This window comes from Paenibacillus sp. FSL W8-0187 (assembly GCF_037969755.1).
Classification (GTDB): domain Bacteria; phylum Bacillota; class Bacilli; order Paenibacillales; family Paenibacillaceae; genus Paenibacillus_AQ.
This window is the reverse complement of sequence record NZ_CP150206.1, coordinates 2,486,111-2,498,860: the sequence shown is the minus strand read 5'-3', so window position 1 is coordinate 2,498,860 and position 12,750 is coordinate 2,486,111. Positions and strand designations below refer to the sequence as shown.

Annotated in this window: 10 protein-coding genes, 1 pseudogene and 1 other annotated feature; of the genes and pseudogenes, 1 reads left to right on the top strand and 10 read right to left on the bottom strand. The window is 49.8% G+C overall.

Annotated features, from left to right (window positions below; genetic code table 11):
- Positions 1-3: 3 nt before the first annotated feature.
- A complete protein-coding gene (locus MKY48_RS11060) occupies positions 4-2,262 on the bottom strand; it encodes a hypothetical protein (RefSeq protein WP_339292916.1) in 2,259 nt (752 codons plus the stop codon).
- A 768-nt stretch (positions 2,263-3,030) separates the two neighbouring features.
- On the bottom strand, positions 3,031-3,552 hold the full coding sequence (locus tag MKY48_RS11055) for an HPP family protein (protein WP_215156132.1): 522 nt from the start codon (positions 3,550-3,552) through the stop codon (positions 3,031-3,033).
- A gap of 148 nt (positions 3,553-3,700) precedes the next feature.
- On the opposite strand from MKY48_RS11055, the gene MKY48_RS11050 reads away from it, so the two are divergent.
- Entirely contained in the window at positions 3,701-4,657 is a 957-nt protein-coding gene (locus MKY48_RS11050) for a GntR family transcriptional regulator (protein WP_339292915.1), read from the top strand.
- An 81-nt stretch (positions 4,658-4,738) separates the two neighbouring features.
- On the opposite strand, the gene lysS is transcribed toward MKY48_RS11050, so the two are convergent.
- The 8 genes and pseudogenes from lysS to MKY48_RS11010 form a co-directional block, all read right to left on the bottom strand.
- Complete coding sequence (lysS, locus tag MKY48_RS11045) at positions 4,739-6,298, bottom strand: lysine--tRNA ligase (RefSeq protein WP_339292914.1); 1,560 nt, start codon at positions 6,296-6,298, stop codon at positions 4,739-4,741.
- Between the two features lie 63 nt (positions 6,299-6,361).
- Positions 6,362-6,630 (bottom strand) — a binding site (T-box leader).
- Between the two features lie 125 nt (positions 6,631-6,755).
- Complete coding sequence (locus tag MKY48_RS11040; protein ID WP_339293496.1) at positions 6,756-8,060, bottom strand: Gfo/Idh/MocA family oxidoreductase; 1,305 nt, start codon at positions 8,058-8,060, stop codon at positions 6,756-6,758.
- 173 nt (positions 8,061-8,233) lie between these two features.
- Positions 8,234-8,416: pseudogene (locus MKY48_RS11035) on the bottom strand (ROK family protein); the annotation flags it as partial.
- A 322-nt stretch (positions 8,417-8,738) separates the two neighbouring features.
- Positions 8,739-9,761 carry an ion channel gene (locus MKY48_RS11030; protein ID WP_339292913.1) on the bottom strand — a complete coding sequence of 341 codons (1,023 nt, stop codon included), beginning with the start codon at positions 9,759-9,761 and terminating at the stop codon, positions 8,739-8,741.
- Between the two features lie 34 nt (positions 9,762-9,795).
- Positions 9,796-10,188 carry a DUF350 domain-containing protein gene (locus MKY48_RS11025; protein ID WP_215156138.1) on the bottom strand — a complete coding sequence of 131 codons (393 nt, stop codon included), beginning with the start codon at positions 10,186-10,188 and terminating at the stop codon, positions 9,796-9,798.
- The gene (locus MKY48_RS11020) at positions 10,185-10,856 is read right to left on the bottom strand and encodes a signal peptide protein (RefSeq protein ID WP_339292912.1); all 672 of its coding nucleotides are present in this window, start codon (positions 10,854-10,856) and stop codon (positions 10,185-10,187) included. Before MKY48_RS11020 ends, MKY48_RS11025 begins: the two co-directional genes overlap by 4 nt.
- Positions 10,857-12,056, bottom strand: coding sequence for a glutathionylspermidine synthase family protein (locus tag MKY48_RS11015; RefSeq protein ID WP_339292911.1), 1,200 nt, complete (start codon positions 12,054-12,056; stop codon positions 10,857-10,859). It lies immediately after the preceding gene.
- Positions 12,053-12,733 carry a hypothetical protein gene (locus MKY48_RS11010; RefSeq protein WP_339272064.1) on the bottom strand — a complete coding sequence of 227 codons (681 nt, stop codon included), beginning with the start codon at positions 12,731-12,733 and terminating at the stop codon, positions 12,053-12,055. The genes MKY48_RS11015 and MKY48_RS11010 overlap by 4 nt, the downstream gene beginning before the upstream one ends.
- Positions 12,734-12,750 lie beyond the last annotated feature (17 nt).

Genomic DNA, 12,750 nt, shown 5'->3' with positions numbered 1-12,750 from the left:
CTTTTATTTAGCATCTGGTTCCCGCTCCGTTTCAGGCAGACGGGTGAATATGTCCTGCATATCATAATAGCTTTGTTTTAATCGTTCACTGTACTTGGTTGCTTCCCACAGCTCCCAAGTATAGGGTTCGATCTCCTCCAGGTTGATGGATTCCGCCGATCCTGACGCTGAATCCCCGTTGTTCTTAGATCGCTGTGCGATCCACGGAGCCAGCCGGATCCCTTCCGCTGTGATCGTGCTGAATGTACGCTTGTCTTGAAGCAGACTGTAATCCAGCACCTGCAGCGAACTCGGATCCCCGAATCCGAGCAGCATCCAAGGGATTCTCATCTCAACGAATCTGTCTTGATACTGCCAGGCTGTAAGAGAATTAAAATCCGGAGATTGCGGATCACTGGTCCCCCGTTTCAGCATCCCCACTCTCTCATCCACAAACGGATGGGAGAAGCGGGTATCCGGCGGATTCATCAGCAGGCTGATGGCCAGCTTCCAGGAATGAAACGAACCTCCAGGCACTACAGGATCATCCTTGGTCCCCTTGGCTTCCTCACCTGGCAGCATCCAATATCCCTCCTTACCGTACAACCGGCTGTGGAAATCGTATGATGGTGCTATGGTGACCTGGGACTCATCCTCTTGGCCTAACTGAATTAAAGTTTCCAAAGCCCCGCCTTTGAGCGTTCGTCCAGCTAGCTCTTTCTTGGGAATGTCGCCGCCAGGGATCGTGTCTGCACCGATAAAGAGCTTGGAACGTTCGGGATCAAATGCTTCTTCCAGTTCCATCCCGATATACAGATAGGCCTCATCATGTGTCAGCTTCATGCTCTTGACGCCCGGAGCTGTTCCGGACCAGGTCTTGACTTCCCCTTCGGGGACCTTATCCCAATCGCTGAGATCTCCGTCGATCGTGATCTGCTCTGCCTTGCCCGGCTGCATGGCAAGAACGCCGAACATCTTCTCATTCGTCAGCACATTCAACCAGAATGCCCGGCGGTCTGCCGGTATTTCAAAAGGCATCGTATTCCATGTCTTCTTGAACCATTCGTCCTGCCACATGAACAAGATGGCCCCGGAATAACCTTCGTCGTAAATATCCTGGGTCAGCGAGACGTTAACCGAGCCTTGCTCAGCTTCGTCGTGTCCCCCTTGATCCTTACCTCCAGGACCATGGTGTGAAATACCGATGGATGACGGTACGCCGTATTCGGTGACCATAATCGGCATATCCTCGAACGCTGCCTTCAATTTTCGCAAGTAGGCTTTGTACGTGTTGTACCCCCCATCCCCATCGGGAATGGTCTGTAATGTTTTGTCCGTACGGAAAAAATCCGGATAGTACGGATACACATGGTATGCGGCAAAATATCCTGCATCCCAGTTCACCGGTTCTACATGCCTCGCATCGACAGACACCAGGTCTTCCTCAAACAGCGGTTCCCCCGGATGCTCAAGCACATCCGTTGTGACCCAATTGGTAAATGTCATCGGATGCTGCCACCCATACTTCTGCTCCTCGGCAGCTGTATAGTCCAATAAAGATGCCAGCCAATTCTCGAAGGGACTTGCGTCCTTCGTCCCCGAGAAATAGGACCCCTCATACTGAGGAACATCCTTATGTACCGTGTTGGTGTTATCGACCATGGCAGGGTCCCATTCGGTTCCCACATGCCAGGCCATTAGGTACTTGCCTGCATTGACCTTATATTTGCCACTCGACTGTCCATGCTTCGGCTCAACGTTGATATCACCGTAGACAGCAGCAACAGCCTTCGATATCTCCGCTTTGAACGTCTGGATGATTTCTTCGTCATACGCATCCTTACGCTCGATTAGCTGCTCCTCCGGTGACCAAATGCCCTGCATGAAGTACAAGGGGTCATCGCCTTTATCCCGGTTATATTTCACCAATGCAGAATAAAAGACCGGATTATGCACGGTGTAGACCCTGATTACATTCGCTCCCATGTCATCAATCTGTTTAAACCAGCGAAGGTAATCCTCCTCCGTTGCCGGAAGCTCACCGGGATAATGTCCAGGTACGGTTGCCCCAAGATTCACGCCTTTGGCAAAAACCTCTTTCCAAACTTCGTCATCCTCATATTCCAGAAAGGAGGTTCCCTCTGTTTTGAATTTCATTTTCACGCCGTCCGCATCCGCATACGTTTTTAATGACGGCCGTAGATATCCTTGAATTACAGCAGCACCGCAGAGAAGCACTATTGTGCAAAGTGCTGCGATCACCCACCATTTTCGCCTGCTCATCGTCTTCGTTGCTCACCTGCCCTTTCTATGACATGCTTGTTGCTGCACCGACATATGACGACTGAGCCATACTCGTCATTGTATAGCCGATGCGTTCCCGATACCATATTCCTTCTTTACCAACTTTTCCAATATCGATAGTAGTCAAAAAGAAGTAAAACAAACCTCTTCCACATTTTTCCCCCGATAAAGCGTTCCGCTGCCTCCTCGTCCCTGTCATTTGACAACTTCACAGCCTGATGTTAGTTGTGTGCAGTGAAAGCATCGCAGCCCGATAAGGCTGGAACCGCACGACTTCAGTCCATCAGAGGAACGCAGCGAGATGACGAAGATTTTCAGAAAATTTTCGTGAATCATAAGGTTAAACGCAGAAAAATTGCTAAAGTTCCGGTCATTTTTACATCATTATCCATAGTTATTACAAATTTGATACCAAAGTCGTATAAAAAAACGGCTGAGAACCGCATTCTGTAAAGGTTTGGCAATATTAACCTTTTATACAAAATAAGAATAGAGTCCTGTACCGGGATTGTGTAATATTCTATAGATTTGACACCCGGGATCAAGTGGTAAGTATCTCCTATTTTTTATGATTTCGGTTTGGATTCCCTCGCATCGTGGTATATAAATTAGTTTGGGAAATTTCAGATCCGCGGCCAAACAACATAAATTAGACCCGGTCCCTTGTAGATCCGAGTCTGTTGTTGACGATATAAGATTGAAGATATTACCATGATTACCGTTTATTTATCAAAGAAAAAACTGCCTTCACCACCAAAATGTCGGATATCTTCGCTCCTTTACCGCATTATTGACGAGCAGAGCCACAACCACGATCATAACCGAGCCGGCAAGCACCGGCGTAAATAAGAATGACCAGCCGCTGCCAGCCATAATGACAACCAAGGGATCTGCACCAGCCGGAGGGTGAGTCGTCTTGGTTATGCCCATCAAGCTGATCGCCGCTCCCACACCAATGGCCATGGCCCAGATTCCGTCCCCCAGAACCTCAAGCGTTACAAGTCCCGTGAATGTGGAAATCAGATGCCCTCCAATGAGGTTCCTTGGCTGTGATAGCGGCGCATCCCAAACCGCAAACGCAAGCACACAGCTCGCACCAAAAGGTGCCATGATCCAAATACTCTCTGCGAGCGACGTCAGAAGAGCTAATAACCCGATGGAAATAGCGCCGCCGATAAAACCAATGGCAATATTCATGGGACGGACGGTTAACGGACTTCTAGCCCCACCTTTCATTTTTTGTACATATGCTGCTGCCTGATCCTTCATCGTAACCCTCCAATATTCATAATTAACTAGTTATTTAGTTATATATAAGATAATGACTTACAGCCATATATGTCAATACTTTTCTTGATAATTGACAAATAATTATGTAAAGTTAAATTACTAGTTGACTAGGAAAGAAGGTTTCGTTATGCCGCATAAACTCATGCTTCGAGTCGACCCGCACGCCACCCTTAATGTCAGCACACAGGTCAAAGAGCAATTAAAGTGGTTGATTGGGATTGGACAGATCGAACCCTTTGATATGCTGCCTCCGGCCGGTGCGCTGGCGGATCTGCTGGGACTGAACCGCAACACCGTAAATCTGGTCTACAACCAGTTGAAGGATGAGAGGATCGTCTCGATGCATAAGGGTAAAGGAACGCAGGTATTAAACAACGCACAGGTTGAAGAGCTCAGAACTCGCAGAAAGCTCATGCATGAGCTGGTAAAGCGAACGACGGAGGAGCTTAGCTCCGTTAACATCCCCGCGAGCGAGTTCTTTGCCGCATCCCTCGCCTATACGCTGCTGCAGGAGCCTGTCCTGAACACGAAACAGCGGATTTTGTTCATCGAATGTAAAGAACATGATTATCCCTTTTATCAGAAAGCGATTGAGCAAATGACGGGTGCCGAAGTGAAAACGGTATTTCTGGAGGATCTGTTGACGGGAAAACAAGCCTTATTCGAGGCACTGGAGTACTCAAACCTCATAATCACGACATTAAACCACGATAACGAAGTAAAGGCCCTATGCAGCAAATACGACAAAAAAGTATCCGTCATTGGCGCGAATGCGGAAACGTCGGTCCTACTTGATATTGCCCGGCTTACACCAGGAAGTAATATCAGCTTTGTCTGCTTGGGTAAGGCAGGTGCACAGTGGATGGCCAGCCGCATGGAAGAAGCCGGTATTGAAGGGGTCTACGCCAGCTTAGCTGGACTGGATAATCGGGAGGACCTACTGCAACGGATCGAGGAATCTGATCTGGTCTATGCATCTGCCGCCGCATATGAAGAGGTTCTAGCCTTATCGCCCGGGAAAGTGAAAATGTTTCCTATGACGCTGGAGAAAAGCAGCCAAAGCATTCTGAGAGAGATGGTCTGAATTCTATAGGAAAAAACGCCCAATGTTAAACAGGGGCGTTTTTAACTTTGGAATATATCCATCCGACCGCTGACCCAAGTGTCATTCCCGAAAATCCAGCAGAGCGAGCAGTCGATGTACACCGACAACTTGGATCAAGATCGGGAGACGGGGACCTTCATGGCGGTGAAGGACAAACTGGTAGATGAGACCGAACAACCTCTTCTGATTTTTCCTCATCGTCTTGCTGTCATCATGATGGCAGATCGCATAAATCTTCTCCAGTCGGCTGGCATCATCGAGCTTGTCATCCTTCAACAGATCGCAAAAGTGATGAAGCCATTGCTTCTCCACTGAATCCAGCGTCCCGTACAGCTCATGGTCCTGTTCTTCGTTCACGGAGATTTGCTTTTGCGGATAATGGTATTTGATCCAATGCTCAGCTCGCCGTGCAATGGGTTCAAGCAGCTCCGGCTCAACCTTTTCGCCCACTCGGTGCAAAACCTCCTGCAGAAGCTGCCGGTCAAAATCCACGAGCGGCAGTATGCCGGAGATCTGGCCGAATTTCGGAGTCGGCCCCGATTTTCCGTCTGTCCCGGAAAGTTCCAGCGTTGCTTGAATATCGCCGCTCATGTGCTTGGAACCATTTTGATTCCGATATCGTTCATATTCGGTGTAATTGCGGATCACGTCTTCATCAAGTCCAATATGGAAGGAAGCATCCGGCTGATATTTCGCGAACATATACAGGATGATTTCAGGCGGGTATATTTTCAGCAGATCGCCTGGGGTGTAATTGGTTCCGGTCGAGCTGGACATTTTGGCCTGATTCCCCTTGATCCGAATAAACTCATAGGCTGCATACGACGGTGGCGGATTCCCGAAAATTCTCTCCGAAATGACCTTGGCTACGTTATAACTGCCCGTTTCAGATGAGTGGTCTCTGCCCCCGGGTTCAAACGACACGCATTCCATCTTCCAGCGCATGGGCCAATCGATTTTCCACTGCAACTTGATATTGTTTGCCCGAAGGATCGGCAAGGTGGCTTGATGCCCGCATTGGCAGGCATAGGTCAGGCTCTCTCCGGGTTCGTCGAAGTGTTGTATGACGGTGGTATCCCTTCCGCATACCTGACAATACACGTTTACAGGATAGTAACTATTTCGCTCATACTCATGGGCTCCGCCCGTTTTGAAGGCATGCAGTATATTATAAATCTCGGCCCTGTGCTTGATCGCATGCAGAATGAACGGATGATATCGTCCAGACTGATATTCCCGGCTTTGATATATAAATTCGGGCTGGATCCCGAATGCCGCCAGGGAAGCCTCAAACTCCTGCTCATAATGCGCCGCATAGGAAGAATGGCATCCGAACGGACAAGGAACCTCGACGTACGGCATGCCAATAAACTTTTCAAACGCCGGATCCAGCCCCGCGGGAACCTTCCTGAACCGATCGAAGTCATCCCATGAAAAAATAAAACGAACGTCCCTGCCCCTCTTTTCCAGCGCTCTTGCCACAAAATGGACCGTTACGATCTCCCGGAAATTGCCGATATGCACAGCCCCGGAAGGGCTGATGCCGGCTGCGCATACCAGAGTCGGTTTGTCAGGAAACCTCTCGATTAACTGATCTGCCCATTGTTCTGACCAATGCATTCTGATCCCCTGCCTTTACTTTTAGTATCAACCAAAAAAAGCCCCCATCCGCAAGATTGTCATCTTGAGGACGAGAGCTTTATAAACGCTTCGTGGTACCACCCCGGTTTGTGAATTTGTCGCCATCTTCACCTCTTCAGGTACGGCATCACGATGCTTATACCCTATCTCTGTAACGGGAGAGTCCCGGCGTAACATCCTTGAGCAAACCGCCCAATTCCATACGCAGCTCTGAGTCTTTGTTCATTAAGAACATTGCTGCTCCATTCTCACCAGGCAGGAGCTCTCTGCAAACAACGTATCTTAACTACTCTTCTCTTCATCGCTTTTCTAAGTGTTCGTAATATTTAAGCCATATTAATCCAAGCAAATCCGAATGTCAATCCCTTAATGGGCAGCCAGACCAAAAATAGGGATGTCCAAAAGTCATGGCTTGACTCTGGAGCACCCCTCGTCTTCATACGGTGCAGTAACGATTGACGCCGTTTTCATTCGAGTTTCGGAAAATGCTGGCTTCCTCTCTGTAATTGGCAATCAACTTTCCTAGCTCAATGCACTGCCCTTCATTCAAGCGGGATTCCTCTGCCGCAAATGCCATCATGTGACTCTGAATCGAAGCGGAAGCCGAGGTTAAGGAACTGCCCGTAAAGCAGTTGACCTGCTCGCAAAACTCGTTCAGCATCGAATCGGTTCCTTCGCGACCCTCGTCTTCAACCCGGATCTCCGTGCTCCCGCCATCCACGAAGGAATATACCGTAAACTCCTGTCTTGCCATATTCCCCCGGATCTCGCCGCGCGTCCCTGAAATCTGAACCGTACGAGAGCTGTCATGCGTAAACGCGGACAACGAGAATGATGCCGTTGCGCCGTTCTGGAACTGCATGTTGACGTTTTGATGATCGACGACGTCATTGTCACAGTGATAGACGCAGCGCCCGTACGGCGTATTCGGCAGCTGTCTCCGAATCATTGCATCGGACAGATCGTCCGAAAAATGCTTGGCTCTCCGCCGGCCTTCTCCCATATAGTAGCGGAGATCCACATAACAACAATCCTTCAGATGCGGGCAGCCGCTAGAGCAACGCTCCGTCGCCCCCTCCGGCGCCTGGTCTTTGGTAAAGTGAAACAGCGATCCGAAAGAAGTAAGGCGTACGCAGTCCTGCCCCATCAGCCAAGAGATCAAATCCAGGTCATGGCAGGACTTGGCCAAAATCATCGGACTCGCCGAAGCTGTATTATTCCAATTGCCGCGAACATAGCTGTGGGCCATATGCGCGTATCCAATATTTTCTCTGAGTTGAATATCCACCACCCTGCCGATATCGCCCCGTTCAATAATCCGGTGAATGCCGGACCAAAATGGGGTATATCGAAGAACATGGCAGATAGTCAGTAAACGGTTGCTCTTTCGGGCCGTCTCCTCCAGCTCCAGGCATTCCAGCGGGGAAGGGGAAATAGGCTTCTCAAGCAGGACGTGATACCCTTGCCGAAGAGCAAGCATGGCAACATCATAATGCATACGATCTTGGGTACAGATCCAAACAGCATCAGCAAACCTAGGCTTCTGAAGCACATCGCGCCAATCCTCGTAGATCTGGTCATCCGGTATATGGTACTGCATCGCAAACGAAGATCTTCGTATCGGATCCGGTTCTGCTACTGCGACAAACTGCAATTGATCCGGGTGATTCCTGGCATAAGGTGCGTAAACGTTCGCACCGCGGACACCGGCGCCGATCAATATAGCCTTTATTGTCATAATGATTACTCCTTGTGAAACTATGAAGTGGATACAACATCATCGGGCAATCTACCATAGTATGGTATACCCGAACTTCTGCCTAAGTCAATTGTAGAACAATCCAAATTTTATAGGCGTTTATATAAAGGGAAAAATCCTTTATCCATCAAGCGACCAAGGGATAGGCATGCCGCGCCGGCCATGCCCCAGCGTCTACCGAGCGACGGGCCGGCTGCCAAGCCCTCAAGGCAATCCTTATGGTACGGACACGTGCCTTCGTAGTGTCCTCCGGAGGCGAACAATAATATGTCCCATTGGGACAGGCCATGGATCAGCTTGCCGTCCACCACGGCACCCGCTCCGACGCCGGTACCAAGTATGGTACTCTTTCAGTTTCCAGTATAAAGGCAATCACGCTGGATAGCAGTGATTTTTACAGAAAGATGCACCGCACTTGACGTCAATGACCTGGCGCTTGTCCAAAGTGCGCCCAGAGGTCGGGTGGCTTTCGCTCACCCATAACCTGCTGAAGAAGGCGGCAATAGACCAAAACAAAGAAATGACGGTTCAGGGATGTTCTCCTCTGTACTGCCATTTCTTTATTTGTAACGTTTTTTTTCATAAGGCGAGCTATCTCGTCAAGTATGTAGACCTGCTTTTGGGACAGCCCCATTGTTCAAAATTTTACTTATCCACCTATCAAGCAAGCTTGCCGGTAATCCGCTTATAGGTCGCCTCGTCCGAAACCACATACAATCTCGCATCCCGCGGAATCGGCACATCGAGCTTGCGGTTGATGCTGAGGTCGTTGCGATCGGATATAAGCGTCGCTCCTTGCCGCAGCAGATCCTGAAAGGCATCGCCGTAAGTATTCCATGCAGGATTTAAAGCCACTTCGTAAATATCATCGCCATGCTGGCGGCTGAGCAGCTGCATCAGCACATCTGAGTTTCCTTCCTGCAGGGCCGCGCGTACGGCTAATCGGGACACAGCATCGTGCGAGAGCACAAACTCGTTCACATGATTGTAGCGGAAATTCTGAACATGCTTCTCCTGCACGATCTCCACCGTGGTATGTACATTTGGCGCAATCCGTTCAATGCTGGAAACAATCAGCAGCGACTTGCCGTCCACGAGAGCCGATTCGTCAATCCGAGCATCCGCAAAGACTATGGCCGATCTGGCCTCCAGGATGTTGGCTCTTATCAGCACGTCATCCGCTGCAGGATCGCCGCTTACAAAATGAACCTGTTCGAGATGTTCGACAGGATGCTGACTGGTATCATCAATGACCACAATCTCGGACTTCGGCGAATACGACAAAATCTCATCGATCGCGGACATTGCTTTTTTGCTCCAATTGATTATGATGACATGACCACTACCCTTAAAATTCAACCTGCCCGCTCCTCTCTGCCGCTGCATGCTTCCAAACGATTCGATCACCTTACCGATCACCAAACTCAACAGCCCGATGCCAAAGATATAGATGAATATCGTTAATATCTTGCCTGGCACGGTAGCTGCATAGTAATCGCCATAACCTACGGTTGCCATCGTGGTAAGCACCCAATAAAGGGCGTTAAACCAATGGTGAAAGGTTTCGGGCTCCAGCAGAAATGCCAGGGTCGAGCACAGCACCACAAACAGTACCACAAGAACGCTGATCGTTGTTTTGCGCAGACGCATCATTTTCAAAGATAATCTTAGAAAAAAGTGCACGTATCTGCTCCTCTCCTCCATGGTGCCATTCGTTCTAAATAATCAGGCTGCTGATTGCAAAGGCTGTACCGATAAACACCATCGCAAGCAGAATGCCAATCGCTACGTTCCCCTTTTGCAGGTGCTCGGAAAGTTTAAGACCCGGCGTAGCCAGCTCAAATACCCAATAGGCAACGATCAAGCATACATACCCGACGGTAAACCACAGTATCATGTGCCAGATCGATGAATTCGTATACGCCGATATGCCCAGAATAATGGCTGTTGCCATAAACTTGCCGCCAAAGGCAAGACCAACCGCGACATTGCCTTTCTTCAGCTCTTCCATGTCGTTAAACCGGGTCATCCAGCTGAAAATCAACATACCCAGTAATTGAAGCACGATAATGCAGATTACACTTACTACAATATTAATGACGACCGTCAATCCGCCCACCCCCGAAATTTTGCATAGGCCAAGTCGTAATCGGCGAAATCATGCACTTCCTCCAATACAACATCAACCTTGTCCTTCTTTTCCATTGCGGCATAACGCTTCTCATCGATCGGCTGCTTGATCCGATTGCCCGTCGGCAGTTCGATGACAGCAAAATGCCTGGTGTCTTTTTTATACGTTGTTTTATAAACCCCAACCAGCTTCACGTCAGTTTTGACCGTGACTTTTAGGTTGGTCAAATCCGATTCCGCCGTCTTTTTGTCCTTGAATGACTTAATGGTCTGCCAAGATGATAAACGGATATCATTTCGTTGATTCGCATCCGTGGTAAGCTCTGCATCCATGAATTGAAGCGTCCAAATTCTGTCCCCGGTAGCATAGTTGTTATCGTTCGGCAGGAGCTCGTTATCCGGTAGGACCGTCATATCGCCGCCAATCAAATCGCCAACGGTCCCTTCAATGATCCGGTAGTCCCAAGGCACGCGAGTAGAGGTTGATGATACTTCCTCCGATCCGGTATGAAATACCGTGGACCCATTGGAGCATGCACTCAGCGCCAAGACCATGAGGTATAATAGTAGTACCGCCAGAACGACCGGAGGTTTCCTCTTTCCCTTAGGAGCACCGCTATGCTGCCTTCTATCTTGTTTCAACTGCATTTATTTCACTCCCATTGCGATAAAATGGCTGGAATTACCCGTAATCAAACCGCCCGCACGTCCCAGCAAACCGCAAGGGGTGCCATTCAGGACGAACAATCCTGTCAGTAAATGAAAATGGCCTTCCGCCGTCTCGATCCGAGCCAGGTCTGCCCTCCGCTGATAGACCGTCGGAAACATGACACTTGTATCATATCCGTCCTGATCCTCTACCTCGATTTGTCCGGCCTGGTCGTACAGCTTGACAGAACCACCCTCGCGACCGAACATCGACTTGGACACAAAGTTACCGGAGAATACCGGTTTGTTGTAAGTGGGCAGCATATAATTGACGATGGCTTCCCGTTCTTTCTCATCGAACAAAAGGCCCAGCTCATACATCCCCCACATGGCGGCAAGCAGTCCTTTGGATTGCAGTAAAATGCTGTGCGGCGAGTTGAACAGCTGCAGGCGTCCCGTCTCGATGGCAAAGGCAAGCGCATCTCCGCCATCATCGACGGACATCCACTCCTTCGGATATAGGGCGAACATCCGGTGAATCTCCCGGCCATCGCCGTCCTTCAGCATACCTTCATCCACCCACAGATCAAGACAATCCACCAGTCGGGTATCCAGCCCGCTGTGCCGAACCAACGCTTCGATCGTACCGGAGTCCTCTTTATGTTCGCCATAAGCGATGCAGGCAGCCGTATCCGGACGCTCTGCTCCCCACGCTTGTGCGACCAGCTCCTGCATCCGTTCGTTGGGAGAGACAATACCGACCTGACGGCACATCCACGGCGTTGCAATGGAAGCCTCAACATAACCTGTAGGCGTGTCCGCATTCAGCTCTAGCAGCTTGATGCTGCCATCATGGGCAATAGCGAAATCAAACCTGGCATACCGACTGATCAATCCCTCTTCCGGCAGCGGACATTCGTCCAGCATCTGCCACAGGATAGGCGGAATGCCAATCAAGCTGTATATATGATGATTGCGATGAATATAACGAACGGTTTTGTCCAACATGGCCCATAATATCGCGGCTGCTTCTTCCAGCTCACGATAGGTCTCTTGACGTATGGTGACGATCTGGTCTATCCAGTAGGCTTCCCCTTCCAGATCCGCCCAGGTAAAGCCGAGCTCCGCGAGCTCAGATACCCGCCCATCCCGATTGGGGCTAGGCTGTCCCGATACGGTGAATACGCTGTCGTGACTCATCCTCCAAAACCACCGGATCTGGAGCTGGATTTCGAGCCCGAGGAACTGAACCCGCTGGAATTGCCGCCGATGCCACCAGACTTGGACGACGTGGAGCGGCGCGTAATCGTTCCTGACGATGAAGTGGAGGTTTTCGGGCGAACATTGGAGTTCACCACCGGTTTATTCTGGAACGTACCACTCGAATACGTGCGGGGTTTATAAGGCTTGCCGTTATTCGCATAATAACCGCGATGATTGTTGTACCATCCGCTGGATGAATAATAGGAACCATTGTTAAACAACATGTGATAGAGCAGCAAGTCATCCCAGCCGAAACCGGAATTGTACCCGCCATAGTTGTTGACGATCGTTGTTCCGCCGCCCGAACCCGATCCTGCAGCGGCTCCTTCTACCGGCTCTTCCTGGAATTTTTCCTCACTAGGAAACGGAATGTTCCAATCCACATTCTTGTCAAAATACTTCTTCACTTCTTCTGTCGACCAGGACACCAGCTGCGGCTCTTCGGATGAAGTAACCGCTTCCGAAGCAAGGTCTTTCGCTGCCGCGCCCGATACCAGAAATGCGTTCGCCAACAAGGCAATGCCCAGCGAGCTCGACAGGACCCGAATCGGTTTGCCTTCCGGCGTCAGCCATTTGGATGTTGGCTGATCTTTTTTGTCTTTTTCATTACTCAAGATGGTTTCTCCTTTCG

Coding starts and splice junctions, on each gene's coding strand:
- MKY48_RS11055 (WP_215156132.1), bottom strand. CDS start 3,552: ATGAAGGATCAGGCAGCAGCATATGTACAAAAAATGAAAGGTGGGGCT.
- MKY48_RS11015 (WP_339292911.1), bottom strand. CDS start 12,056: ATGAGTCACGACAGCGTATTCACCGTATCGGGACAGCCTAGCCCCAAT.
- lysS (WP_339292914.1), bottom strand. CDS start 6,298: ATGCATTGGTCAGAACAATGGGCAGATCAGTTAATCGAGAGGTTTCCT.
- MKY48_RS11060 (WP_339292916.1), bottom strand. CDS start 2,262: ATGAGCAGGCGAAAATGGTGGGTGATCGCAGCACTTTGCACAATAGTG.
- MKY48_RS11050 (WP_339292915.1), top strand. CDS start 3,701: ATGCCGCATAAACTCATGCTTCGAGTCGACCCGCACGCCACCCTTAAT.
- MKY48_RS11020 (WP_339292912.1), bottom strand. CDS start 10,856: ATGCAGTTGAAACAAGATAGAAGGCAGCATAGCGGTGCTCCTAAGGGA.